General features: G+C 65.9%; 20 protein-coding genes, 4 tRNA genes and 1 pseudogene. 20 read left to right on the forward strand and 5 right to left on the reverse strand.

Translation table 11 applies throughout. The annotated features are described in order from the left end of the window. Positions 1-104: 104 nt before the first annotated feature. Complete coding sequence (locus tag EI545_RS19690; RefSeq protein WP_125327062.1) at positions 105-773, forward strand: TetR/AcrR family transcriptional regulator; 669 nt, start codon at positions 105-107, stop codon at positions 771-773. On the opposite strand, the gene EI545_RS19695 is transcribed toward EI545_RS19690, so the two are convergent. Then, positions 721-1,152 (reverse strand): MarR family winged helix-turn-helix transcriptional regulator, encoded by a 432-nt coding sequence (locus tag EI545_RS19695; RefSeq protein ID WP_125327063.1) that lies wholly within the window; start codon positions 1,150-1,152, stop codon positions 721-723. The two genes, EI545_RS19690 and EI545_RS19695, sit on opposite strands and share 53 nt — an antisense overlap. 107 nt (positions 1,153-1,259) lie before the next feature. On the opposite strand from EI545_RS19695, the gene EI545_RS19700 reads away from it, so the two are divergent. The 7 genes and pseudogenes from EI545_RS19700 (at position 1,260) to EI545_RS19730 (ending at position 11,675) form a co-directional block, all read left to right on the forward strand. Beyond that, positions 1,260-2,132, forward strand: a complete 873-nt coding sequence (locus EI545_RS19700; RefSeq protein WP_125327064.1) for an FAD binding domain-containing protein — start codon at positions 1,260-1,262, stop codon at positions 2,130-2,132. Beyond that, positions 2,129-4,798 (forward strand): molybdopterin-dependent oxidoreductase, encoded by a 2,670-nt coding sequence (locus tag EI545_RS19705; protein ID WP_125327065.1) that lies wholly within the window; start codon positions 2,129-2,131, stop codon positions 4,796-4,798. Before EI545_RS19700 ends, EI545_RS19705 begins: the two co-directional genes overlap by 4 nt. A gap of 88 nt (positions 4,799-4,886) precedes the next feature. Beyond that, positions 4,887-6,322 (forward strand): annotated as a pseudogene (locus EI545_RS19710) (6-hydroxynicotinate reductase). A gap of 14 nt (positions 6,323-6,336) precedes the next feature. Continuing rightward, entirely contained in the window at positions 6,337-7,299 is a 963-nt protein-coding gene (locus tag EI545_RS19715; RefSeq protein WP_245990205.1) for a UPF0280 family protein, read from the forward strand. Then, on the forward strand, positions 7,292-7,873 hold the full coding sequence (locus EI545_RS19720; protein ID WP_125327066.1) for an amino acid synthesis family protein: 582 nt from the start codon (positions 7,292-7,294) through the stop codon (positions 7,871-7,873). Before EI545_RS19715 ends, EI545_RS19720 begins: the two co-directional genes overlap by 8 nt. Continuing rightward, positions 7,874-9,904, forward strand: coding sequence for a hydantoinase/oxoprolinase family protein (locus tag EI545_RS19725; protein ID WP_125327067.1), 2,031 nt, complete (start codon positions 7,874-7,876; stop codon positions 9,902-9,904). A gap of 91 nt (positions 9,905-9,995) precedes the next feature. Continuing rightward, positions 9,996-11,675: a hydantoinase B/oxoprolinase family protein gene (locus EI545_RS19730; RefSeq protein ID WP_125327068.1), complete on the forward strand. Its 1,680-nt coding sequence runs from the start codon at positions 9,996-9,998 to the stop codon at positions 11,673-11,675. Between the two features lie 76 nt (positions 11,676-11,751). Here EI545_RS19730 and EI545_RS19735 read toward each other — a convergent pair whose 3' ends face one another. Genes EI545_RS19735 through EI545_RS19745 form a run of 3 tightly spaced genes read right to left on the reverse strand, consistent with a single transcriptional unit; the run spans position 11,752 to position 16,897 of the window. Further along, positions 11,752-15,075: an efflux RND transporter permease subunit gene (locus EI545_RS19735; protein WP_125327069.1), complete on the reverse strand. Its 3,324-nt coding sequence runs from the start codon at positions 15,073-15,075 to the stop codon at positions 11,752-11,754. A gap of 10 nt (positions 15,076-15,085) precedes the next feature. Further along, the gene (locus EI545_RS19740; protein ID WP_125327070.1) at positions 15,086-16,276 is read right to left on the reverse strand and encodes an efflux RND transporter periplasmic adaptor subunit; all 1,191 of its coding nucleotides are present in this window, start codon (positions 16,274-16,276) and stop codon (positions 15,086-15,088) included. A 6-nt stretch (positions 16,277-16,282) separates the two neighbouring features. Continuing rightward, a complete protein-coding gene (locus EI545_RS19745; RefSeq protein WP_245990206.1) occupies positions 16,283-16,897 on the reverse strand; it encodes a TetR/AcrR family transcriptional regulator in 615 nt (204 codons plus the stop codon). Positions 16,898-17,071: 174 nt separating this feature from the next. Here EI545_RS19745 and tgt point away from each other — a divergent pair, with 174 nt between their 5' ends. The 12 genes from tgt (at position 17,072) to EI545_RS19805 (ending at position 25,748) form a co-directional block, all read left to right on the forward strand. Beyond that, positions 17,072-18,202: a tRNA guanosine(34) transglycosylase Tgt gene (gene tgt / locus EI545_RS19750; RefSeq protein WP_125327071.1), complete on the forward strand. Its 1,131-nt coding sequence runs from the start codon at positions 17,072-17,074 to the stop codon at positions 18,200-18,202. 142 nt (positions 18,203-18,344) lie between these two features. Next, complete coding sequence (locus EI545_RS19755; protein WP_125327072.1) at positions 18,345-19,439, forward strand: alkene reductase; 1,095 nt, start codon at positions 18,345-18,347, stop codon at positions 19,437-19,439. A 197-nt stretch (positions 19,440-19,636) separates the two neighbouring features. Next, positions 19,637-22,042 (forward strand): endopeptidase La, encoded by a 2,406-nt coding sequence (gene lon / locus EI545_RS19760; protein WP_125327073.1) that lies wholly within the window; start codon positions 19,637-19,639, stop codon positions 22,040-22,042. 163 nt (positions 22,043-22,205) lie between these two features. Next, a complete protein-coding gene (locus tag EI545_RS19765; RefSeq protein ID WP_125327074.1) occupies positions 22,206-22,664 on the forward strand; it encodes an HU family DNA-binding protein in 459 nt (152 codons plus the stop codon). 22 nt (positions 22,665-22,686) lie between these two features. Then, positions 22,687-22,761: transfer RNA gene (locus tag EI545_RS19770), tRNA-Val, on the forward strand. 67 nt (positions 22,762-22,828) lie between these two features. Continuing rightward, a complete protein-coding gene (locus EI545_RS19775; protein WP_125327075.1) occupies positions 22,829-23,365 on the forward strand; it encodes a dihydrofolate reductase family protein in 537 nt (178 codons plus the stop codon). Between the two features lie 24 nt (positions 23,366-23,389). Further along, positions 23,390-23,533: a DUF4287 domain-containing protein gene (locus tag EI545_RS21440; protein ID WP_164517352.1), complete on the forward strand. Its 144-nt coding sequence runs from the start codon at positions 23,390-23,392 to the stop codon at positions 23,531-23,533. A 154-nt stretch (positions 23,534-23,687) separates the two neighbouring features. Beyond that, positions 23,688-23,763 (forward strand) — tRNA-Val (locus tag EI545_RS19785). 295 nt (positions 23,764-24,058) lie between these two features. Continuing rightward, positions 24,059-24,997, forward strand: coding sequence for a pirin family protein (locus tag EI545_RS19790; RefSeq protein WP_125327076.1), 939 nt, complete (start codon positions 24,059-24,061; stop codon positions 24,995-24,997). Between the two features lie 83 nt (positions 24,998-25,080). Further along, positions 25,081-25,157, forward strand: a tRNA-Asp gene (locus EI545_RS19795). A gap of 214 nt (positions 25,158-25,371) precedes the next feature. After that, positions 25,372-25,448, forward strand: a tRNA-Asp gene (locus EI545_RS19800). Positions 25,449-25,529: 81 nt separating this feature from the next. Beyond that, the gene (locus EI545_RS19805) at positions 25,530-25,748 is read left to right on the forward strand and encodes an RND transporter (RefSeq protein WP_125327077.1); all 219 of its coding nucleotides are present in this window, start codon (positions 25,530-25,532) and stop codon (positions 25,746-25,748) included. A 22-nt stretch (positions 25,749-25,770) separates the two neighbouring features. Here EI545_RS19805 and EI545_RS19810 read toward each other — a convergent pair whose 3' ends face one another. Next, the gene (locus EI545_RS19810; RefSeq protein WP_125327078.1) at positions 25,771-26,211 is read right to left on the reverse strand and encodes a GNAT family N-acetyltransferase; all 441 of its coding nucleotides are present in this window, start codon (positions 26,209-26,211) and stop codon (positions 25,771-25,773) included. Position 26,212 lies beyond the last annotated feature (1 nt).

Raw genomic sequence — 26,212 nt, forward strand, 5'->3', positions numbered from 1 at the left:
TTGGCGCAAGGATAGCGGCGGGGGAAGGCCGCTCAAGAAAAATCGACACATGTGTCGAGTTTGTCGTCTTGTGCGCGGGGCAGGGGCAGGCATAGGGTCAGGCCATGGACAAGGAACGGTCGGAACGTGGCTGGCGGGGGACGCCGGAATTGTGGCTGGATGCGGCTTATGGCCTTTTGGTCGAAGGCGGTGTCGAGGCGGTGAAGGTCATGCCCTTGGCGCAACGGCTGGGCCTGTCGCGCACCTCGTTCTACTGGCATTTCCCCGACCGTGAGGCATTGCTGGATGGGCTTGTGGCGCGCTGGCGGGCGCAGAACACCGGCAATCTTGTGGCCCGGTGCGAGGCACCAGCACCCACCATCTCGGCGGCGATGCTGAACCTGATCGACTGCTGGGTCGATCCGGGGCTGTTTGACAGCCGTCTGGAATTCGCGATGCGCACTTGGGCTTTGACCGATCCGGCTGTGGATGCCGCCTTGGTCGAGGCGGACGCAACGCGGTTGGCCGCGATCACCCGGCTGTTCCTGCGTTTTGGCTATGCGGCGACCGAGGCGGATACTCGGGCGCGGACATTGTACCTGACGCAAGTCGGCTATATCGCGCTGCGGTCGGAGGAAAGCTTTGACGTGCGGATGGGCCGGATCCCGGCCTATGTGCTGACGTTTTCAGGGGTTGCCCCCAGCGCGGCGGAGGTGGCGGCCTTCCGCATGCGCCACGCGGTCAGGTCAGTCGGGCCAGAAGGGTCAGAAGCTGGCTCTGTTCGTCAGGCGTAAGCGGGGCGAGCGTTTCGCCGGATACGGCCAGCGCTGTCGCGGCGCGGGCGGCGAACAGGGCCGCACCGCTGTCGGTCAGGGAAACGGTCAGGCGGCGGCGATCTTCGGTATCGGCAGCCGTCGCCACATAGTCCAGCCGGGCCAGCCGGTCGACAACCCCCTTGATGGTGGCCGCGTCCATGGCCGTCGCGCGGCCAAGCTGGTTTTGCGACAGCGGGCCAACTTCGGCCAGACGCGCCAGAACGGCGAACTGGGTGGTGGTCACTTCGGGGATATGGGCGGCAAAAATGGCCAGATGCCGCTGCGTGACCCGGCGCAGGACATAACCGATCTGATCGTCAAGTCGGTACTCGGCGCGGCTTTCGGCGGCATCGCTCATGTCTTTGCGATACGCGTTGCGCCGCCGTGGTGCAAGACAGTTGACAGGGGCGGGGCCGGGGTCGCAGACTTGTTTCTACACAAACGAAGTGCCGGGGTGCCCAGCCCGTGACGCCGCCCGTAGCGACGCCTGACGCCAGACCAGCTTATGCCCGTCCGGACACATTGGCCGAGGCGTTGGGCCTGTTGTCCGGCGGCGGCTGGCGGGTGCTTGCCGGGGGCACGGACCTATACCCGGGTGCCGGGGCGCAGCTGTCGGGGCCGGTGCTGGATCTGGCCGGGCTTGCCGACCTTGCGGGGATCAGGGCGACAGGGCAGGGCCTGCGGATCGGCGCGGCCACGACCTGGGCCGACCTTGCCAGCGCATCGCTGCCCGGGGCCTTTTGCGCCTTGCAACAGGCGGCGCGGCAAGTTGGTGGGCGGCAGGTACAGGTGGCGGGCACCATCGGTGGCAACCTCTGCAATGCCTCGCCCGCCGCGGACGGGGTGCCGCCGCTGCTGGTTCTTGGGGCGGGGGTGGAATTGGCCTCACACTCCGGTGTGCGCCACCTGCCGTTGGCCGAGTTTCTGCTGGGCCCCCGTCAGACCGCCTTGCAGACGGGCGAGGTGTTGACGGCCATCCTGATCCCGCCGCAGGGAATGCAGGGCCAGTCCGCCTTTGTGAAGCTGGGCGCCCGGCGGCATCTGGTGATCTCCATCGCGATGGTTGCCGTGCGCGTGGTGGTGGAGGCGGGCCGCCTTGCTGAAGTGGCCGTGGCCGTCGGGTCCTGCTCGGCCACGGCAACCCGGCTGCCGGGGGTTGAGGCGGCGCTGTCGGGCGTTCTGGTGTCCAAGGCCCTTTCGCGGGTAACTGATGCCGATGTGTCCGCGGCGCTGTCCCCAATCGACGATGTCCGCGCGACTGCCGTTTACCGCAACCATGCCGCGGCGGAACTTGTGAGACGCGCCTTGGCCGAGGCACTGGCAGGGGTGGTGGAATGATCGCCTTCACCCTCAACGGCGAACCTGCCACGGTCGATGCCCCGCCGACCGAACGCCTTAGCCTGACCCTGAGGGAACGGCTGGGGATGGTGGGCACCAAGGTCGGCTGCGATGCGGGAGATTGTGGCGCCTGCACCGTGCTGCTGGACGGTGCGGCGGTCTGCGCCTGTCTGACGCCCGTGGTCCGCGCTGCCGGGCGATGCCTCACCACGGTCGAAGGTGAGACACCGGAACTGACCCGCCTGCGGGCGGCGTTTCTGGCGTATGGGGCCGCGCAATGCGGGATCTGCACACCCGGGATGCTGCTGACAGCGGCCGAGCTTTTGACCATAACCCCCCACCCCTCGGCTGCCGAGGTTGAGACCGCCCTTGGCGGCGTCCTTTGCCGCTGCACGGGCTATCGCAGCATCATCGCGGCTGTGGTGGCCGCAGGGCAGCCGATTGAGCCGGTGGTGACCGAGGGCGGCGTTGGCACAGCGGTTCAGCGGCTGGATGGGGCCGCCAAGGTGGCCGGCGACAGCTTTGGCGCCGACGAATGGCCGTCCGGCGCGCTGCTGGTCAAGGCCCTGCGGTCGCCGCATCCCCATGCCGCCTTCCAGATCGGCGATCTGGCCGCATTTCGCGCCCGCCCCGGTGTGGCGGCTGTATTCACCGCAGCCGACATCCCCGGCCGCAACGCCTTTTCCGTGATCCCGCCCTTTGCCGACCAGCCCGCAATTGCCACCTCCCCCGCCCGGTTTCGGGGCGAATGCGTGGCGCTTGTGGCGTTCGAGCCTGACGCCGACCCCGATCTGTCCGGCTTTCCGATCCTCTGGACCCCCCTGCCTGCGCTTTCCACGATGGCCGAGGCTGAAGCTGGCACGCTCATCCACCCGGACCGCCCCGGCAATATCTTGATCGAAGGGCAGGTCCGAAAGGGAAATGCCGCCAAAGCCCTGACCAGCAGCGCCCATGTCGTTGAAGGCACGATGACCACGGCCTTTGTCGAACATGCCTATATCGAACCCGAGGCCGGGGCCGCCTGGATGGACGGTGACCAGCTTGTCATCCGCGCCTGCACTCAGGCCCCCGGCATGGACCGTGAGGATACCGCTGCCGTCCTTGGCCTGACGGTTGACCGGGTGCGGATCATCCCGTCTGCGGTCGGGGGAGGGTTCGGCTCCAAGCTTGATCTGTCGTTGCAGCCGCTGATCGGTCTGGTCGCGCTGCGGACCGGGCGGCCCTGCCGGATGGTCTATGATCGCCAGGAAAGCATGGCATCGACCACCAAACGCCACCCGGCACAGATGCGGGGGCGGATCGGCTGCGATTCCAGCGGGCGGATCACGGGGATGGAGTTCGAGGGGCGCTTCAATACCGGAGCCTATTCCAGCTGGGGGCCGACGGTGGCAAACCGGGTGCCGGTGCATGTCTCGGGGCCTTACCTCACGCCGAACATCTCTGCCACCGCCCGGGCGATCCATACGCATGGCCCGGTCTCTGGCGCGTTCCGGGGCTTTGGGGTGCCGCAAGGGGCGCTTTGGCAGGAAACGCTTTATGACCAGCTGGCGGACAAGGCGGGGATTGACCGGCTGGAGTTTCGGATCCTGAACGCCCTGCGGGACGGCGACGCCAGCGCCACCGGGCAGGTGCTGCGGGCGGTGGGTATTCAGGACTGTCTGACGGCGCTACGGCCGCAATGGACCCGGGCAATGGCCAGCGCTGCCGGACGGCCCGGAAGGGGCGTGGGGGTCGCTGCATGCTGGTACGGTTGCGGGAATACGGCGCTGCCCAACCCCTCCACCATCCGCATCGGCCTGTCTGCGCGGGGGGAGGTTGTCCTGCATCAGGGTGCCACCGACATTGGTCAGGGCTCGAACACCGTGATCGCGCAGATCGCGGCAGAAGCGCTGGGACTGCCGCTGTCTGCCGTTCGGCTGATCGGGCCGGATACCGCGCTGACCCCGGATGCGGGCAAGACCTCGGCCAGCCGACAGACCTTCGTGTCAGGCCGCGCGGCCAAGGCGGCGGCTGAGCGTTTGCGGGCCGACCTGCTGCGCCGGGCCAATGCAGGGCAGGGGGCGACCCTGACGCTGGATGGGGCAACGGTGCTGGTGCGCGAGGGGACAGTGGTCGCCCGGATCGACCTTACCAGCCTGCCAGCCGATGCCCAAGGCCTCGCGCTGTCGGCCGAGGCGACCTATGACCCGCCGACCTCGCCCCTCGACGCGGATGGGCAGGGGGTGCCTTACGCCCTTTATGGCTACGGCGCGCAGATGGTCGAACTGGAGGTGGACCCCGCCTTGGGCACGGTCAACCTTCTCAAGATCACGGCTGCGCATGATCTGGGCCGGGTGATCAACCCGGTGCTGGCGCGCGGCCAGATCGAGGGCGGCATTGCCCAGGGCATCGGCATGGCGCTGATGGAGGAATACCTGCCGCGCCGGACGGAAAACCTGCACGATTACCTGATCCCGACCTTTGGCGATGTGCCGCCCGTCGAAAGCCTCCTGATCGAAGTCCCTGATCCGGAAGGCCCCTTCGGTGCCAAGGGCCTGGGCGAGCATGTGCTGATCCCGACCGCCCCCGCGATCCTGAACGCCATCCGCCATGCCACTGGGGCCCAGATCACGCAGGTGCCCGCCCTGCCGCATCGCATGCTGGCTGCCATCGGGGACGTGACATGACACAAGGTGGCTTTCTCTTCTCCAAATATCCTGCGGGGGTGCGGGGGTGGAAAACCCCCGCTGCAACCGTCGGCGCAGGGGGCACGGCATGACCGATGCCCCCGAAAAGCTGCGCTGCGATGCCTGTCCAGTGATGTGCTACATTGCCCCGGGCCAGACCGGCGCCTGCGACCGCTATGCCAATGACGCGGGCCGGATCGTGCGGACCGATCCGGTGGTGATGCTGTCACGCACGGTCGAGGCGGGGGGCGCGTCGTGCCTTTTGCGTTGCGAGACTGGGACGGCTCGGTCGTCCCGGCGGATGCCTTCGTGACTGGCATCGGGTCTGGCACGACCTATCCCGACTACAAGCCCGCGCCCTTCATCATTGCCAGCACGGTCGACGGGGCCGACATGGTGACCGTGGTGACCGAGGCGATCTTTTCCTACGCAGGCCTCAAGGTGAAGATCGACACGGACCGCTTCCTTGGCCCCGAAGGTGCCGAAGTGCGCTGTGAGGGTGAGGTGATCGGCCATGTCACCACAGCCGAATACGGCAGCCAGATGCTGTCGCTGGGCGGGGTGCATCATCTGACCGGCGGGGAAAAGGCCGAAGGCCGGGTGACCTGCGCCGCGATGCTGGCGCTTTGCAACGGTGCGCCGGTCGCGATGGAGATTGCAGGCGGCTCCAGCGTCGTGGTGCAGGCCGGGCAGCCGCCCATCGTGGACGGGCTGCGGGAACGGCGGATGCGGGTGGGCTGCGGGTCGGCCACCATCGGGATGTTCGCGGCGCAATGGCAGGGGCTGGTCGATGAGGTCGTTGTGGTGGATGACCACATCACCGGTGTTGTCAGCGAACATCAGGCGGGCCGCGTGCTGGGCTGGCCTGCGACGGGCATCCGGATCAAGGGCCACCGCTCCACCCCCGGGCGCTACTTCCGGGTCAGCGAGCCGGGCCTTGGCTGGGGCGGCACGCGGCTGACCGACCCGCTTGCGATCCTTGGCCCCTGGAACCCGGCCAAGGGTGCGCGGCCCGGGTTGATGCTGCTGATGGTGTCGACCACGGGCGAGGACAGCGCATATTTCGTGCTGGATGACAGCCTGCAACCGATCCGCCAGGACATGCCCGAAGGCTTGGCGCGCACCGTGGCGCTGATTGCGGAAAACTGCGAGCCGTCGCTCTGCACCGTGCTTTTCATGGCGGGTGCAGGCGGGTCCTTGCGGGCGGGTGTGGCGAAGAACCCGGTGCGGCTGACACGGTCGGTGCAGGCCGGGGCTACCCGGCTGACGCTGGGCGGGGCCGAGGCCTATGTCTGGCCCGGGGGCGGGATCACCTTCATGGTGGAGGTGACGCGCCTGCCGCCCGGCGCTTTCGGCTATGTCCCGACCCCGGCGCTGGTGGCGCCGCTGGAATTCACCCTGCCGCGGGCCGCCTATCTGGCGATGGGCGGGCATGAGGCGAGTATCCGTACGCTGGACGAGACGATGTCGGAAGGCGGGGAATACCCCGTCGCCGCGCGGATCCTGCCATGGCCCGCCCGGTGACCGCTGCGTTTCATATGGCGCAGCCGCGCATGCGCGCGCGGCTGCAAGAGCCTGTCTCGCCTCTGGCCGTTCCGGCCAACCGGCTCGGGCCTGCCTCCGGCGGGAGTATTTTGGCAAAGAGCAATTCGGGGGGCGGGGGCTGGTCGGCCGTGGCCGCGCGTCTGCCGGACGGGCGGCTGCATCTGCAGCAGGGACCGATCGACATTGTCGCCGAAGCCTTTGGCGAGGCCGCGGCGGTTGAGGCGGCCTATGCCCGCGCTGCGCGGCGGTTTGCGCCGGTGCTGAGCGCGTTGGTGGCTGAATTGCCTGCCCTGCGGTCGGTGAATGGGGCAGTGCAGGACGAGATCGGGCAGGCCATGGCGGCGGCGGTGGCCCCGTTCCGCCCGGCCTTCATCACGCCCATGGCGGCGGTGGCGGGGGCAGTTGCGGATGCCGTGGTGGCGGCGATGGCTGGGCCGGGGATCACCCGGGCCTATGCCAACAATGGCGGCGATATTGCGGTCTGGCTGACGCCGGGGGCTGAACTGACGGCGGCATTGGCCGTCTCAGGCGGGGGCGACCGGGTGACGCTGCGGGCGGCGGATGGGGTGCGGGGTATTGCCACCTCAGGCTGGGGGGGACGAAGCTTTTCGCTGGGGATTGCGGATGCCGTGACAGTGCTGGCCCCGACAGCCGCGATGGCGGATGCCGCCGCGACGATGATCGCCAATGCTGTCGATCTGCCCGGACATTCAGGGATCACCCGCCGCCCGGCCAGTGATCTGCAGAGCGACAGTGATCTTGGCCACCGGTTGGTGACCGTCGCCGTCGCGCCGCTGGGTGCCGCCGAACGCGCGCAGGCTCTGGCGGCGGGGCTGGCGGTGGCGGAGGGGTTCCGGGCCCAGGGGCTGATTGCCGGAGCGGCGCTTTATCTGCAGGGTGAGATACGCATGACCGGGCTGTCAGGACGACTTGTCAATGGAGGGGACCATGGCTGATTTCACCGTGCGCAAGATCGTGCTGCAGTTGGAGGAGATCCGGCACGAAGGCGGGCCGCAGGTCGCCCCCCCTCCGCTGCGCGGGGCGGTCTATGCGATCTGCCACAACCCCTTTGCCGGGCGCTATGAGCCGGACCTGCAGCCCGCGATGGAGGCGCTGAAACCGCTGGCGCTGGACCTGACTGACAGGCTGGTCGCGGCCCTTGGCGGTCGGGCCGGGATTGACGCCTATGGCAAGGGCGCGCTGGTGGGCGAGGCGGGTGAAAGCGAACACGGGGCGCTTTGGCATGTAGCGGGGGGCTACGGCATGCGCGACCGGCTGGGTGAGGCGCGCGCCATCGTGCCCTCGGCGATGAAGGTCGGCGGCATGGGGGCGACGCTGGACATCCCGCTTGGGCATCTGAACGCGGCCTATGTCCGGTCACGCTTTGACGCGATCACCATCAGTTGCGCCGATGGCCCGCGTGCGGGTGAGGTGCTGTTTGCCTTGGCCATGGCGCGGGGCGGGCGGGTGCACAGCCGGATGGGTGGGCTTGAGGTGGATCAGGTCACCGGCCTTGACGGGCTGCGCTAGATGCCGCGTGCCGCGCCGGGGCTGGTGGCCGGGGTCGATGTGGGGGGCACCTTCACCGATCTGGTGATCCTTGACCCGGCCTCGGGCGCGGTCCGGCTGGCCAAGGTGCCGACCACCTTGCCCAATCAGGCCGAAGGGGTGTTGGCCGCCTTCGAGGCGGCGGAGGCGGATCTGGCCGGGATCGACCTGATCGTGCATGGCACCACCACGACGACCAACGCGGTCCTTGAACGCCAGTTGGCGCGAACGGGGATGATCACCACCCAAGGCTTCCGCGATGTGCTGGAGCTTGGCCGCCGCACCCGCCCGCAAGCCTATGGCATGCATGGCCACTTTACCCCCGTCATCCCGCGCGACCTGCGGCTTGAGGTGCCCGAGCGGATGGATGCCCGCGGCCAGATCCTGACGCCGCTGGATGAGGCGGCGGTGGAGGCTGCCGTGCGACAGTTGCTGGCTGCCGGTTGCGAAAGTCTGGTGATCCATTTCCTGCACGCCTATGCCAACCCCGCCCATGAACTGCGGGCCGGGGCACTGGCCAAGGCGCTTTGGCCGAATGGCCATATCACCCTTGGCCATGCGCTGCTGTCGGAAAGCCGGGAATATGAACGGGGGGTGACGGCGGCCGTCAACGCCTCGGTCCAGCCGCTGTTGGAGCGGTATGTGGCGCGGCTGGCGGATCAGCTGGCTGCAAAGGGTTATCAGCGCGACCTTCTGGTGATGAACGGCAATGGCGGCATGGTGACCGCCCGCGATGTGGGGCGCGAGGCGGTGAAGACCGTGATGTCCGGCCCTGCCTCGGGCGTGATGGCGGCGGTGGCGACGGGCAGGCGGGCGGGGATGACCAACCTGCTGACCTATGACATGGGCGGAACCTCGACTGATGTGGCGATGATCCGGGGCGGGGTGGCACCCGTGTCGAACGAGATCGAGGTGGAATATGCCATGCCGATCCATGTGCCGATGGTGGATGTGCGCACGGTGGGGGCGGGGGGCGGCAGCATTGCGCGGATTGATGCAGGCGGCATGCTGCGGGTGGGGCCGGAAAGTGCGGGGTCGGTTCCCGGGCCGGTGTGCTACGGCCTTGGCGGCACGCGGGTCACGATCTCGGACGCGAACCTGATCCTCGGGCGGTTGCCGGCCAGCCGCTTCGGTCAGGCCGCCTCCGCCGCGCGGCAGGCGATGGCTGACCAGATCGGCGCGCCACTTGGTCTTGGGGTCGAGGCGGCGGCTGCGGCGGTGATCCGGATTGCCAACACCCATATGGCGGGGGCGATCCGGATGGTGTCGATCTCGCTTGGGGCGGACCCGCGCGACTTTGCGCTGTTTGCCTTTGGCGGGGCAGGGCCGTTGCATGCCGTGGCGCTGGCGCGGGAGTTGGGGGTGCCAAGGGTGCTGATCCCGGCGCGACCGGGCATCACCAATGCGCTGGGGTGCGTGGTGGCGGACCTGCGGCATGATTTCGTGCGCACCCTGAACCGTCCGCTGGACGCGGCAGATATGGCCGAGGTACACGCCATTCTTGCCGCGCAAGAGGCAGAGGGGCGTCGTCTGGTCGGGGCCGAAAAGATCACGCTGCGTGCCACGCGCACGACCTTTTCCGCTGACATGCAATTTGTCGGCCAGACCCATCTGCTGCGGGTGCCCGTTGTCTCAGCCAACCCCAGCCGGGCGGACCTGCAGGCGGGGTTCGAGGCCGCCTATCACGCCCGCTTTCGCGTCAATCTGCCGACGATCCGCGCCAATCTTGTGAACCTCAACTGCTCGGTCATCGGCGAGCGTCCGGCGTTTGACCTGTCGCGCCTGATCGACCCCGCAGGGCGCAAGCCAACCGCCGTGCCAACCGAAACCCGCAAGGTCTGGTTCGACGGCTGGCACGATGCGCCGGTCTACTGGCGCGACCACCTGCCTTTGGACCTGGACCTGCATGGCCCTGCGATCATTGAGCAGATGGATACGACCATCGTCATCGACCCCGGCGCCCGCGTCACCTCGGATGCCGATGGCAACCTGATTGTCGAGGCAGGTGCATGACAGGCCGGCCCCCCACCCCCATCTCCTCCCCACAAGGGGGAGGGCCGGGGTGCGGGGAATTGCTGCAGGCCAAGGATAGTGAGGGCAAGCCATGATCGACCCTGTCACCTTGGCCGTCATCCAGGCCGGCCTCCAGCAGGTTTGCGACGAGATGGACCTGACCTTTTCCCGCGCCGCCTTTTCCCCCGTGATAGCCGAGGCGGATGACCGGTCGGATGGAATCTATGCCGCCGATGACGGCAGCCTGATCGCGCAGGGGGCCAAGGGTCTGCCGGTCTTTGTCGGCGTCATGCAGTTTTCCACCCGCACCATTCTGGACCGCATCGCCAAGGGACTGACCGCGGCGCCGGAGCCGGGGGACATCTACATCGTCAACGACCCCTACCTGGGCGGTACGCATCTGATGGACGTGCGCTTTGCCATGCCGGTCTGGCGCGATGGGGTCATTTTCTGCTGGCTTTCGAATACCGGCCATTGGCCGGATACCGGCGGCGCGGTTCCGGGCGGCTTCAGCGCCAGCGCCATCAGCGCCGAACAGGAAGGCCTGCGCATTCCCCCGGTGAAGCTGTTCAAGAAGGGTGTGCTGGATAGCGAAATCTACCAGATCATCTGCTCCAACATCCGGGTGCCGGACCAGCGGATCGGTGATGTGCAGGCGCAAGCCTCGGCCCTGCTGGTCGGGGCGGAACGACTGGCCGCACTGCTTGACCGCTATGGTGATGCCACGGTGACCGAGGCGATTGCCGAAATGCGTCGTCTGGCGGCGGCGCAGATGCGGACGCTCATCGGGTTGATCCCGCCCGGCCCCTGGCGCAGCACGGCGATCATTGACAGCGACGGCGTGGTGAACCAGCCCCTGACCATCGCGCTGACCGTGTCCACCACGGCCGAGGGGCTGACCTTCGACTTCACCGGCACCTCGCCGCCCTGTATGGGGCCGATGAATTCGGTCCGCGCCACCACGCTGTCGTCGATATACCTCGCCATGCGCCACATCTTCCCGGATGTGCCGATCAGCGCCGGCGCGTTTGAACCGCTGACCATCACCGGCATCGAAGGCACGTTCCTTGACGCCCAATACCCCCGCCCTGTGTCGGGCTGTGCCGCCGAGGTCAGCCAGCGCATTGCCGAGGCGGTGTTTGCAGCCCTCGTTCAGGCGATCCCGGACCGGGTCACGGCGGCACCTGCGGGCACCAGCGGCAACTTCGGGCTTGGCGGGCATGACCCGGAAAAGGGCCGTGATTATGTGATGTATCAGATCTCGGGCGGGGGCTATGGCGGCTTTGCCGGGGGGGATGGCATCGCCAATGGCTGTTCCACCATCGGCATCTCCAAGGCCCCGCCGGTGGAGATCATGGAACAGACCTACCCCGTCCTCTACCGCCATTATGCCTTGCACGAAGGGTCGGGCGGGGCGGGGCAGCACCGGGGCGGGCTGGGGCTGGATTACGAGATCGAGCTTTTGCGCGGCACCGCACGGGCCAGTTTCGTGATGGACCATGGGCGGGTCGGGCCACAAGGCGCGCTGGGGGGCAGCGACGGTGCCGTCAACCGGGTGGAAGTGACGCAAGGCGGTGTGACGCTGATCCCGGAACATCTGTCCAAGGCACAGGACATCGCCTTGACCCCCGGTGACCGTGTCCGGGTACGCACCCCGGGTGGCGGTGGCTATGGGCCGCCTGCCGCGCGCGATCCGGCGCTGGTGGCGGAAGATGTGCGCCTTGGGCGGTACACGCAGGCGCAGGCCGACAGGCTTTGGCCGAACGGCTGAGCTGGGGCCAAAATTCTTCGAAGAATTTTGCAATTTTCTTCGAAGAAAATCGGTCCCCTCGCCCGGAAGTTCCCCCCTATTCCGCCGCGTGGGGCGTGGTCTTTCGCCGGGACAACGCCTGTTCCAGCGCGGCAAGCCTGCCTTGCAGCAGCGCCATATCCTCGCGTCCCCGTTCGATCCGTTCGGCAAGCACATGCGCTTCGGGGTTCTCCGGCTCGGCCTCTTTCTTGCCGATGAACCGGCCAAGCACCCAGCCGAACAGCCGCGACAGATCGTCCATCACCAGATACATCGACGGCACGACCACCAGACTAAGCACGGTGGACACGATGATCCCCCCGATCACCGCAATCGCCATCGGCGCCCTGAAAGCCCCCCCTTCGCCCACGCCAAGCGCCGAGGGCAGCATCCCTGCCGACATCGCGATGGAGGTCATCACGATGGGCCGCGCGCGCTTGTGCCCGGCCTCGATCACCGCGTCGATCCGTTTCATCCCGCGGGCCCGCATTTCGATGGCGAAGTCGATGAGGAGGATGGCGTTCTTCGCCACGATCCCCATCAGCATCAGGATGCCGATCAGCACCGGCATGGACAGCGGGTTCTGCGTGATGATCAACGCCGCGGCCACCCCGCCGACCGACAGCAGCAGCGAGAAGATGATCGTCACCGGCTGCACCACGGAATGGAACAGCAAGATCAGCACGAACATCATCAGCAGCACGCCCAGCACCATGGCATTCACGAAACTGCCGACCAGTTCCGCCTGCACCTCGGCATCGCCGGAGGGCGTGATCTTCACGGACGGTGGCAGGTTCAGCGTCGGCAGGATTTCCATGAACCGCGCGGTGGCCTGATCCAGCACGAAGCCCGGCGCGATGTCGGCGCCGATGGTGGCAACGCGCTGGCGGTTCAGGCGTTTCACGACCGAAGGGCCCTCGGCCACCTCGACCGTTGCGACGGCAGAGAGCGGGACCGGACCAATCGCCGTCTGCACCTTCAGCGCCGACAGCCTTGCCAGATTGTCGCGCGAGACTTCGTCCAACTGCACCCGGATCGGCACCAGCCGGTTGTCGATCGACAGTTTGCCAAGGGCCGCCGACACATCGCCGATGGTCGCAACCCGCACGACCGTGGCGATCTGTTGCACCGTGACCCCCAGACGCGCGGCCTCTTCGGCCTTGGGCGTGATCTGGATTTCGGGGCGCGGCAGCGCCGCCTCGGTCGAGACGTTCAACAGCGTCGGTTCGTCCAGCAGCGCGGTTTCGATCTTCTGGATCGCCTCGTTCAGGTCGGCCTCGTCGATCGACAAGAGGTCAAAGCTGAACGGCCGCGAGCCGCCGGCCGCCCCGCCGATCTTGAAGGCCCGCACATCCGGAATGGCGCGCAGGGCGGTGAAGACCTCTTCCTCGATCTCGGCCTGCGGACGGATGCGGCCCTTGACCGGGGTTTCCGGCAAGTAAGGCCCGATCACCGGAATCGCCTGACCAACGTCGGACAGCTTGCGTCCAAGGCCGTTGTCCAGCCGGTCCAGAATGATGGTAAAGGTTGCCCGGCGTATATCCCGGTCGCCCAGAGGCGTTGAACCGCCGACCACCAGCACAGATTTCACCCCGTCGATATCGGTGACCAGCCTGCGCATCGCTTCGGTCGTGGCTGCCGTATCGTCCAGCGTGCTGCCCGGTGGCAGTTCGACGGAGGCGACGATGCGGCTTTCGTCTTCGGGTGGGAACAGGCTGCCGGGCACCGCCAGCATCGCCTGCACCGAGAAGATCACAAGCACCACTGCCGCCACGACCGTCAGGTAATAGGTCGGCAGCCCCAGCCAACGGATCTTCGTCGGACGCCAGACCCGCGTGGTGGTCCGCACCAGGCCCATGTAGCCGCGCATGACCAGCCCGTCCCGTTCGCCGCCTTCGTGCACGGCGTCCTTGGCCCGCATCAGATAGGCCGCCATCATCGGCGTGATCAACCGCGCGACGAGCAGGGAAAACAGGACCGCAATGGCCACCGTCAGGCCGAATTGCCGGAAGTACTGCCCCGGAATCCCCGGCATGAAGCTGACCGGCACAAAGACCGCGACGATGGTGAAGGTGGTGGCAATGACCGCAAGGCCGATCTCATCCGCGGCTTCGATGGCCGCGCGGTAGGGGGTCTTGCCCATCCTGATATGGCGGGCGATGTTTTCGATCTCGACAATGGCATCGTCGACGAGGATGCCGGTGGCCAGCGTCAGGGCAAGGAAGGACACGAGGTTCAGCGAAAAGCCCAGCATGTCCATCAAGAGGAACGTAGGGACCGCCGACAAGGGCAGCGCCACCGCTGAAATCAGCGTCGCACGCCAGTTGCGCAGGAAGGCAAAGACCACCAGCACGGCCAAAAGGGCCCCTTCCAGCAGGGTGTGGATCGCCGCCTCGTAGTTGCCGTAGGTGTAAAACACGGAATCGTCGATCAGCGAGATGTCGACGTTGGGGTTTTCCAGCCGCAGCTGGTCGATCACCGAATTGGTGACTTCGGCCACGCTGACTTCTGACGCGCCTTTCGACCGGAAGACCAGGAAGCTGACCAGCGGTTCGCCGTCGACCCGGGTAAAGCTGACCAGTTCCTCGTAGCTGTCGATCACCTGACCAAGGTCGGTCAGCCGCACGAAGCGGCCCGAGGGCAAGGCAATTGTCGTCGCGGCAAGGGCTTCGACCGTGCCACTGTCACCAAGCGTGCGGATCACCTGTTCGCCCGACCCAAGGCTTAGCTTGCCGGCGCCAAGGTTGGCGTTCGTGGCGGCGATCTGCGCGCTGACCTGTTGGGCCGTGACGCCCAGACTGTCCATCTTCACCGGGTCAAGCTCGACCCGGATCTCGCGGTCAGCGCCGCCGATGCGGGTGACGCGGCCGATGCCGGGGCGGCCCTGCAAGGCGCGGGTGACGGTATCGTCAACGAACCAGCTGATTTCCTCCATCGTCATGTCCGGCGCGCGGACCGCGAAGGTCATGATCGCCTGACCCTCCACGTCGATGCGGGTGACGATGGGCGCTTCGACGTCGCCGGGAAGGTCGCCGCGGATCTGGTCCACCGCGTCTTTCACATCCTGCACCGCCTTGTCGGTCGGCACGTCCATCCGGAATTCCACCACCGTGCTGGACAGCCCGTCCGTGACGGTCGAGTTGACTTTCTTCACCCCGGTGATGCCTGCAACGGCATCCTCGATCTCTTTGGTGATCTGGGTTTCCATCTCGGCCGGGGCGGCGCCCGACTGTGACACGCTGACTGCGACCAGCGGCACGTCGATGTTCGGAAACCGGGTGATTGGCAGCGAGTTGAAGCTTTGCCAGCCCAGCACCATCAACAGAAAGAAGGCCAGCAGCGGCGCGACAGGATTGCGGATCGACCAGGCGGAAAAGTTCATGGCTCAGCCCTCAATTCGTCTTTGCCGGGTCGAGTAGCGGATTGATCCGGTCACCGGCCCGAACGAAGGCCCCGGCCTTCGACACCACCAGATCGCCCGCCGCAAGGCCGTCGATCACTTCCACAAAGGCGCCGTCGCGGATGCCGGTCTTGACCACGACCCGTTCCACCAGCCCGTCGCGTACCCGCATCACCGTGATCCCCTCGGCCGAAGAGCCGATTGCCGTCAGCGGCACTGCCAGCGCCTCACGTTCGGCCACGATGACCTCGGCTTCGACGAACATGCCTGCGCGCAGCAGCTCAGGGTCGGCCACCGCAATCCGGGCGCGGCCCAAGCGGGTGACCGTGTCGATGGTCGGCTCGACCAGATGGACGGTGCCTTCAAGCGCACCGATCATGCCGGCCGTGCGCAGCCGGGCGGGCTGGCCTTCATCAAGGCGCAGGATGTCGGACTCGGCCACGTCCGCGCGCAGTTCCAGCGCGCCGTCCCGGATGATGACAAACATCGGCTCGCCCGCCGCCGTGGCGATGGCGCCAATCCGCGCGTTCCGTGCGACGATCTTGCCCGCGACCGGAGCCTTCACTTCGGTCCGGCTGAGCTGCAGGTCGACGTTTTCCAGCCGCGCTTCGGCCAGCGCCAGTTGCGCACGCGACGATTCCAGTGCCTGCCGGGCAACCTGTACCCGCGCTGCCGCCGAAACGGCATTTGCGTTGGCCGTATCGGCCTGCGCCTGCGGCGCGGTGCCCTGTTCGCGCAAAAGCGTCGTCCGGTCCGCCACGCGCTGCGCTTCGGCAGCGCTTGCCTCGGCCTCGACCAGTTGCGCCTCGGCCTGGGCAATCGCAGCGGCGGCGGCGGCAAGGGACGCAACCGACTCGCTGCGCTGCAATTCCAGCGAAGACCGTGACAGGACGGCCAGGACCTGACCTTCGGTCACGGTGTCGCCCACGTCAGCCGCCAAAGCCTCAAGCGGCTGGCCCTCGATCAGGGGGGCGACCTGCACCTCCTCGATCGCGCCGACAAGGCCCGAGGCGATGATCCGGTCGGTCAGGAGGCGGGCCCTCACTTCGGCCACGGTGATCGCGGGCAGGCTTTCGGCAACGGGGGCGGGCGCGTCCACCGCCGCCTCCGCCTCCTGCGCGCGAAGGGCGGGGGCGGGCAGGGCCATAAGGGCCGTCAGGGTCAGGACTGGTATCAGGCGCATCGTGTCTCAGCCTTTTGGGATATCGTTCGAAATGTCTTTCATGATCAGGTCGATGGTCCGCACGACCATCGCGGCCAGCGCCGGGCTGGCCGGGCCGCATTGGCTGGTCCGCATCGCCACGGCCTTGACCAGCATCACCAGCATCTGGCTGTGCCCGGCATAGCGCTGTTGCACATCGTCCATGCTGCGTCCGGTCACACGGGCAAAAACCTCTGCCATATGGGTGACGACTGTCCGTTCCATCTGCAGCGCGGCCACGCCGATTTCGGGCTTGCGGATCGCGGCTGCCGTGATTTCAGCCCAAAGCCCGCCGTCCCCCATGCAGTCTTCGGTCAGGCGGGCCAGGATCTTTTCGCGCAGCCGCCCAAGGGGGTCATCCGATACAAGGATTTCCGCGAAATCGCCCTGTATTTCTGCCAGATCCAGCCCGACCATCGCCTCGACGATGGCAGCCTTGGAGGGGAAGTAGCGGTAGAAGTTGCCCACGCTCATCCCCGCCGCGCGGGCAAGGTCCTGCATCGACGCCCCGTCAAAGCCCTTTTCGGCAAAGGCCTGACGGATCGAGAACAGGATCTCGTGGCTGCGTTCTTCGGCGGCAGGGGTAGGCTGGGGCAGGGACACCTTGGGTACGACTCAGGTTGGGAATGAACGTTCATTCACGCAATTAGCGATTGACTGCAAAAGGTCAAGAAGTTTGACGATCTGCCACCACCGGTCCTTGGCTTTTTCCGTCAATTAGCTCAAACGGGCGGCAGACAAGGTACGATCTTCCGTTGGACGCACTGGGATCAGGCAATGGCGACAGGCTTCACCTTCACGGTCGCGGCAACCGATGGCGCGGCCCGAACCGGGGCGATCAAGACCCCGCGGGGCGAGATCCGCACCCCGGCCTTCATGCCGGTCGGCACGGCTGCCACCGTAAAGGCGATGCTGCCCGAAAGCGTGCGCGCCACCGGGGCTGATATCCTGCTGGGCAACACCTATCACCTGATGCTGCGCCCGACGGCCGAACGCATCGCGGCCCTGGGCGGCCTGCACCGGTTCATGAACTGGGACCGGCCGATCCTGACCGACAGCGGCGGGTTTCAGGTCATGTCACTGGGCCCCTTGCGCAAGCTGACCGAGGAGGGCGTGCGCTTCTCCTCGCACCTTGACGGCTCCAAGCACATGCTGACACCCGAACGCAGCATGGAGATTCAGGCGCTCCTCGGGTCTGACATCGTGATGTGTTTCGACGAATGTCCCGCCCTGCCCGCGACAGAGGCCGAGGTGGCGAAATCCATGCGCCTGTCGATGCGGTGGGCGCAGCGTAGCCGCGATGCCTTTGGCGACCGGCCGGGCCACGCGCTGTTCGGCATCATGCAAGGCGGCGTCACCCGCGACCTGCGCCAGGAATCCGCCAAGGCGCTGACCGACATCGGCTTTGACGGCTATGCCGTCGGCGGGCTGGCCGTGGGCGAGGGGCAAGAGGCGATGTTCTCTGTCCTCGACTATGCGCCGGGGTTCCTGCCCGCAGACAAGCCGCGCTATCTGATGGGGGTGGGCAAGCCTGACGACATCGTGGGGGCGGTCGAACGCGGCATCGACATGATGGATTGCGTGTTGCCGTCCCGCTCGGGTCGTACCGGGCAGGCATGGACCCCGCGGGGGCAGGTCAACCTGCGCAACGCCCGCCACAAGGACGACCCCCGCCCGCTGGATGAAAGCTGCACCTGCCCGGCCTGCACCGGCTACAGCCGCGCCTATCTGCATCATGTGGTGAAGTCGGACGAGATCATCGGGTCGATGCTGCTGACCTGGCACAACCTGCATTACTATCAGGTGCTGATGCAGGGGCTGCGTGATGCCATCGCGGTGGGCAGACTTGCCGGCTTTGTCGCGTCGTTCCATGCCGGGCGCGCGTCGGGGGACATCGATCCGCTTTAGGGTCCGCTGCCGGAAAAGGGTTCCGATCGCGAAACAATCTTGTGCAAAAATGCATAGCAGGCAGGGCGCAAACGCGGGTTGTGGCGGTTTTTGCAGAGCTTACCTTGAAATCCGTACACTTGGAATTCAAGGAACTAACCAGATGACCGACCTGCTTTTTACCCCCACCACCCTTGGCGACATTGCGGTCAAGAACCGCGTTGTCATGGCGCCCCTGACCCGCAACCGCGCCCGGGCCGAGGATGACACGCCCTACGCCCTCCATGCCGAATACTACGCCCAGCGGGCCGGGGCCGGCCTGATCATCAGCGAAGGCACCCAGATATCGCCTGAGGGGAAAGGCTATGCTTGGACCCCCGGCATCTATTCCACAGCACAGGTCGCTGGCTGGAAAGCCGTCACCGACGCCGTCCATGCCAAGGGCGGCAAGATCGCGGCCCAGCTTTGGCACGTCGGCCGGATCAGCCATACCTCGTTGCAGCTGGATGGTGCCGCCCCCGTGGCGCCGTCGGCCATTGGCGCCGCGTCGAAAACCTTTGACGGCACCGGCTTTGTCGAAACCTCGGTTCCGCGCGCGCTGGATCTGGCTGAGATCCCCCGCCTGATCGAGGATTACCGCCAAGCTGCCCGCAACGCCGATGCGGCGGGCTTTGACGGGGTCGAGATTCATGCCGCCAACGGCTATCTGATCGACCAGTTCCTGCGCGACACCTCGAACACCCGGACAGATGCCTATGGCGGGTCCATCGCCAACCGGGTGCGTTTCTTGGCCGAGGTGGTGACCGCTGTGACCGAAATCCTTGGGCCGGGCCGCGTCGGTGTGCGCCTCAGCCCGTTTTCCAACGCCAACAACGTTGGCATCGACAGCGACACTCTTGCCACGTTCGGGGCTGCTATCGACGTGCTGAACACGGCCAAGGTCGCCTTCCTGCACATGGTCGAAGGCCAGACCGGCGGCCCGCGTGACTGGCCGGCTGGCGCTTTGGAAACTCTGCGCGACCGGTTTGAGGGCACCTATATCGCCAACAATGGCTATACCCGCGATACGGCCATCGCCGCTGTCGCTTCGGGCAAGGTCGATCTGGTCGCCTTCGGCAAGCTTTACATCTCGAACCCCGATCTGGCCGAGCGTCTGGCCGCGGATGCGCCTTTGAACCCGCTGCCGACCAGTGGCCTTTATGGCGGTGGGCGCGAGGGCTATACCGACTATCCGGCATTGGCAGACATCGCCGCCTGATCGGCAGACAAACCATGCAAGGGGCGTGCCTGCTGATATCGCCCCTTGCAGCCGCACACGCAGACGTTCAGATTGCGACTATTGGCCTAGACTTGAATCCCACGCACGGGACCACAAGTTAACGTATCCCAAAGGCGGAGCGCGCCGGGTTGCCGATGGTCGGGGCCCCGTTCGTTGCCGCAGCAAAAGGACATCAGATGACTGACCAGCTGTCCCCCAGCTATCCCGTCCTCCCCCTCCGCGACATTGTGGTGTTCCCCCACATGATCGTGCCCCTGTTCGTCGGACGCGAAAAATCGGTCCGCGCGCTGGAAGAGGTGATGCAGGACGACAAGCAGATCCTCCTCGCCTCGCAGAAGGACCCGACGGTTGACGATCCGTCAACTGACGGCATCTTCCGCACCGGCGTTCTGGCCAACGTGCTGCAATTGCTCAAGCTTCCTGACGGAACCGTGAAGGTTCTGGTCGAAGGCAAGGCACGCGTGCGCATTACGGGGTTTGTCGAGAACCCTGCATATTTCGAAGCCACCGCCGAACTTCTGGATGAAGTCGAAGGCGATGAAACCGCGGTCGAGGCTTTGGTCCGCGCCGTGGGCGAAGAATTCGAACGCTATTCGAAGATCAAGAAGAACATCCCCGAAGAGGCGCTGGCCGCTGTGTCAGACACCCGCGATCCTGCGCGGCTGGCTGACCTTGTCGCCGGCCACCTGGGTGTTGACGTCCGCCAAAAGCAGGAGATTCTTGAAACCCTCAACGTGTCCGAGCGGCTGGAGAAGATCTACGGCCACATGCAGGGCGAACTTTCGGTCCTGCAGGTCGAGAAAAAGATCAAGTCCCGCGTCAAGACCCAGATGGAAAAGACGCAGCGCGAGTACTATCTGAATGAGCAGATGAAGGCCATTCAGAAGGAACTTGGCGACGGCGAGGATGGCCAGAACGAAGTGGCCGAACTTGAGGCCCGCATCGCCAAGACCGCCCTGTCGAAAGAGGCCCGCGAAAAGGCGGATGCCGAGCTGAAGAAGCTGAAATCCATGTCGCCGATGTCGGCCGAGGCAACGGTGGTGCGCAACTATCTTGACTGGCTCTTGGGCGTGCCATGGGGCGTCAAGTCGCGGATGAAGAAGGACCTTCCCGCCGCGCAAAAGGTCTTGGACAAGGACCATTTCGGTCTGGAAAAGGTCAAGGAACGCATCGTCGAATACCTTGCTGTGCAGGCCCGTTCGACCAAGCTCAAGGGGCCGATCCTCTGCCTCGTCGGCCCTCCGGGCGTCGGGAAGACCTCGCTTGGCAGGTCGGTTGCCAAGGCCACGGGGCGCGAATTCATCCGCATTTCGCTGGGCGGCGTGCGCGATGAATCCGAAATCCGGGGTCACCGGCGGACCTATATCGGGTCGATGCCGGGCAAGATCATCCAGAACCTGAAGAAGGCCAAGACCACCAACCCGCTGATCCTTCTGGATGAAATCGACAAGATGGGCCAGGATTTCCGGGGCGACCCGGCCAGCGCCCTGCTTGAGGTGCTGGATCCCGAACAGAACTCCACCTTCGTCGACCACTATCTTGAGGTGGAGTATGACCTGTCCAACGTGATGTTCATCACCACGGCGAACTCCTACAACATGCCGGGCCCCCTGATGGACCGGATGGAGATCATCCCGCTGGCTGGCTACACCGAGGATGAAAAGCGCGAGATTGCCAAGCAGCACCTGCTGCCCAAGCAGATCGCGGCGAACGGTTTGAAGAAGGGTGAATTCAGCGTCAGTGACGCAGCCCTGACCCACACCATCCGCTACTACACCCGCGAAGCCGGGGTGCGGAACCTTGAGCGCGAGATTGCAAAACTTGCGCGCAAGGCGGTGACGGACATCCTCAAGGGCAAGACCAAGCGTGTCGACGTGGACCCCGCCAAGGTCGAGGAATATCTGGGCGTCCAGCGCCACCGCTATGGTCTGGCTGAGCTAGAGGATCAGGTCGGCGTCGTCACCGGTCTGGCATGGACCAGCGTCGGCGGTGATCTGCTGCAGATCGAAGCGCTGAAACTGCCCGGCAAGGGCCGGATGAAGACGACTGGCAAGCTGGGCGATGTGATGAAGGAATCCATCGACGCCGCGGCAAGCTATGTGCGGTCCATCTCGCCGCAGATCGGGGTGAAGCCGCCCAAGTTCGAGACGATGGACATCCACGTCCACGTTCCGGATGGGGCGACGCCAAAGGACGGCCCCTCGGCCGGCCTTGCGATGGTCACCTCCATCGTTTCGGTCCTGACCGGGATTCCGGTCCGTCGCGACATCGCCATGACGGGCGAGGTTTCGCTGCGTGGCAATGCGATGCCAATCGGCGGTCTGAAGGAAAAACTTCTGGCCGCGCTGCGGGGGGGGATCAAGACGGTCTTCATCCCGGAAGAGAACGCCAAGGATCTGACCGAGATCCCCGCGAATGTGAAAGAGGGGCTGACGATCATCCCCGTAAAGCATGTGCGTGAGGTGTTGGCCCAGGCCCTGACCCGACAGCCCGAGCCGGTGGAATGGGACGAAGCCGCGGAAGAGGCTGCCGCCGCCGCACGGGCGTCGCAAACGCCGCCTCCGGCGCAGACCGCACACTGAACCAGCGCCCCTTGGGGCCTGCACCAGCCGGCGCAACTTTGGTTGCGCCGGCCTTTTTCACGCAAGCCGGCTGTGCCTGAAAGCTGTGGCAAAGGGGGGGAACGCGCACTAAGGTCACGGCGCAACTTTCCCACTCTTGCCAGAAAGCAGCCAAGGCCCTCGCATGCCCAAATCCCCTGACACCAAACCCGCCAAACCCGCCCGGGGCGACAAACCTGCCGCCGCAAAGGCCGCCCGTGCGGCCAAGCCTGCGGGCGAAGCGGTTGCTGCCGCCGCGGCTGCCGCACCCGCCAAGGCCCGCCCAAAGCCCGAAGCCAAAGCTGCCGCGAAGGCCGGCTCGCTTGCCGCGGGTCTCAAGCTGCGCGACCTGATCGACAGCGTCGCCGCAGCGACCGGCGCGAAGAAACCCGACGCCAAGATCGCGGTCGAGGCCACGCTTGCCGCCCTTGCCGAGGCGCTGAAGGCCGGGTCCGACATGACCTTGCCGCCACTGGGCAAGATCCGCGTCGTGAAGCTGGCGGAAAAGGGCGATGCCACGATGATGACCCTGAAACTGCGGCACGGCGGCGGCGCTGGAAAAGGTGGTTCAAAGCCTCTTGCGAAGGATAGCGAGGACGACTAAACACCGCCCACCGAATAGCTTCGGGCGATTAGCTCAGCGGTAGAGCGCTTCGTTCACATCGAAGATGTCAGCGGTTCAAATCCGTTATCGCCCACCATTTCCCGAAAGGCGCGCCAGAAACGGTGCGCCTTTTCCCTTCCCTGCGCCCGGAAAGGACCCCGCGGATGACCACTGGCCACGTCTTCATCGCCACCAGCCTTGATGGTTTCATCGCCCGCCCGGACGGCACGCTTGATTGGCTGCTCAGCCGCGACGTGCCCGGCGAAGACCACGGCTATGATGCTTTCATGTCCGGGATCGACGGCCTGGTGATGGGCCGCGGTACCTATGAGGCGGTCGCAGGGTTCGACCCTTGGCCCTATGACAAGCCGGTTCTGGTGCTGTCAAAGACCCTTGCCAATACCCCGGTCCCGGACCGCCTTTCTGGCCGTGTCCGCTTTGCCGACCTCTCGCCCAAGGCCGCGCTGCAGGCTTGCGCGGCTGATGGCATGGCCCGCGTCTACGTTGACGGCGGCCAATTGGTGCAATCCTTCCTTGCCGAGGGTCTGATCGCCGACATGATCATCACCAGCGTCCCCGTCCTGCTTGGCGCGGGTCGTCGGCTGTTTGGTCCCACGCCAGCCGACATTCCGCTGACCCATCTGAGGACCGTGGCCTTCCCCTCCGGCCTCGTGCAATCTTCCTATCGGGTCGGCAGCTGAGCCGCCCGGTGCGCAGGGAAGGTGATGACCAGCAAAGCAAACCCGGCCGCCCCCAAAGGTCCGGCCTCCTACTTCCCGTCGATCGAAAAGACCTATGGTCAGCCGATAGCGCATTGGCTGGAACTTGTGGCCGCGATGGGTGACAGGACACATATGGAGAAGGTATAGGCCCTCAAAGCCGACCATGGCCTTGGCCACGGCCATGCCAACGCAATCGTCGCCCATGCCAAGGCTTCTGCAAAAGGGCGGTGATCACCCGTCCCACGCGGCCCGCTCTCCTCCCTTGCCATGCACCGGCTGGTCGGTGTAGACCCCACGTCGCGGGCGGTTAGCTCAGTTGGTAGAGCGTCTCGTTTACACCGAGAATGTCGGGGGTTCGAGTCCCTCACCGCCCACCATCCGCATCCATTGTTGTCTGCCCCGCTGCTGGCTGCAGGTCCTCCTGTGTTCTCCCTGCTCTTTCCTGCGGCCAGACAGCGAGTACCGCTTCGCCGCCTCTGATAACCACCGTTCGCGTCATCCTTTCTGCGAAGATATCCCGGCGGTGGGGGGGCTGGTCCCCGCCCCGCCATCGGCCACTCTGCGAGAAAGGCCCTAAACGCCCCTCTGTTCACCCCCGCACACCCGGCGCGCGCGACCCTTGGGGTGCATTTGGGGTGCGAAAGGTCTACCTTTCCTGCAAAGGAGACCCTCATGAGCTGGAACCCCATCCTCGACCCGCAGATCCCGATCGGCGACGCGGTCGACGCGATCGAGACTGTGATCATCCCGCGCGCCCGTGATCTTGGCGGGTTTGAGGTGCGCCGGGCGCTGCCCTCGGGCAAGCGCCAGATGGTCGGCCCCTTCATCTTCTTCGACCAGATGGGCCCGGCCGAGTTTCTGACGGGGCAGGGCATCGATGTGCGGCCTCACCCGCATATCGGGCTGGGGACGGTCACCTATCTTCTGAAAGGCCGCATGCACCACCGCGACAGTCTGGGGACCGACCAGTGGATCGAACCCGGCGCGGTCAACTGGATGAAGGCGGGTTGGGGCATCACCCATTCCGAACGCACCGATGGCGAGGTCAGGGCGACCGGGCAGACGCTGTTTGGCCTGCAGACCTGGCTGGCCCTGCCCAAGGCGCAGGAGGATGATCCGGCGGCGTTCATTCACACCCCTTCCGCCGACCTGCCGGTGCTGGAGGGTGAGGGCAAGACAGTCCGGCTGATCCTTGGCCAGGCCTGGGGCGAAACCGCGCCGATGGAGACCCCGTCCGAAATGTTCTACGCCGATGCGACCCTTGCCCCCGGTGCCGCGATCCCGTTGCCGGACGGGCAGGAGGATCGGGGGGTCTATATCCTGCAAGGTGAGGTCACGGTGGCGGGTCAGACCTTCCCCACCGGGCAGATGCTGGTCTTTCGGCCCGGTGACCGGATCAGCGTGAAAGCCGGTCCGGCGGGCGCGCGGATCATGCTGCTGGGCGGGGCCACGATGGACGGGCCGCGGCTGATCTGGTGGAATTTCGTCGCCTCGTCGAAGGACCGGATCGACGCCGCGAAAGAGGCGTGGCGGGCGGGGGACTGGGCGCATGGGCGGTTCCAGTTGCCGCCGGAGGACAATGCCGAATTCATCCCGGCGCCGGAGCAGTAATTTACTGCAAGCCCCATTGACGGCGCCCGACCCCTTGCGTAAGACGGCGGCTGTTCGGGGGCAACCTGCGAACGAAGAGATGCGCGGTGGTAGCTCAGTTGGTTAGAGTACCGGCCTGTCACGCCGGGGGTCGCGGGTTCGAGCCCCGTCCACCGCGCCACTCTTCGATCCTTCCCAAGATTGCGATCACAGGATGTCCCGGGCAGGGCACCTTTTGCGGTTGAGGCTTTTCAAGGACTTGCAGGGCGCAGTTCAGCTTTTGTTAACGTCCTGAGGCCCTGAACCGCCGCAGGCAGCATCTTCAAACCAGCGCATAAAAGCTGCCGTTTCCCGCTTGACGCCCCACGCGGGAGGCCTTATTCCGCCCTCCACGCGCGGTGGTAGCTCAGTTGGTTAGAGTACCGGCCTGTCACGCCGGGGGTCGCGGGTTCGAGCCCCGTCCACCGCGCCACTTTCTTCCCCTTGAATGATGTACACGACGCCTTGTGTGGCTGTCGTCACCAAGGGCAAGACAGATCCCGGGAAACATTGAATGTTCCTTCTTGACCGCCTGCCACTGTCTGTCCTGTTGATTGCCGCGCTGGCCTTGGGGCTAGCGCCGTTTGTGCCCGAGCCGCACCTTTGGGAAAAGCTGAAGATGCTGGCAGCAGGCACGCTGGTGAAGCCGGTCGACGTGTTTGACCTGCTGTTGCATGCCACGCCAGTTCTGCTTTTGGCCGCCAAGCTGCTGCGGCTGGCAACCAAGGCCTAGCTGGCCAAGGTTGCCAACAGGGTCAAAGCGCCATCCGATAGCGGATATGGCCGTCTGAGGCGACATACTGGTCATAGAGCGCGCGGGCGCGGTTGTTGCCTTGGTTGGTATGCCAGTAAAGCCGCGCCCAGCCCTTGGCGCGGGCAATGGTGATCAGATCGTCGATCAGTGCGCGGCCGAGGCCTTGGCCACGGGCAGCATCGGTGACGAAAAGGTCTTCCAGATAGGCATCCTCGGTCGCGACCCAGGTGGAAGGGTGGTGCATGTGGATGGCGAATCCCATGACCTGCCCATCCACCAGCGCCAGCCGCGCCTTGACCGGCGAGGCGGGGTCCATCAACCGCGCCCAGGTGGCCGCAGAGATGGCGGGCGCTAGGTCGACCTTGTAGAAGGCCAGATACTGGTCCCAGAGGGCGCGCCATGCGGCCTCATCGCCCGGGGTGGCGTCTTGGATCGTGGTCATG

This window comes from Tabrizicola piscis (assembly GCF_003940805.1).
Taxonomy (GTDB): domain Bacteria; phylum Pseudomonadota; class Alphaproteobacteria; order Rhodobacterales; family Rhodobacteraceae; genus Tabrizicola; species Tabrizicola piscis.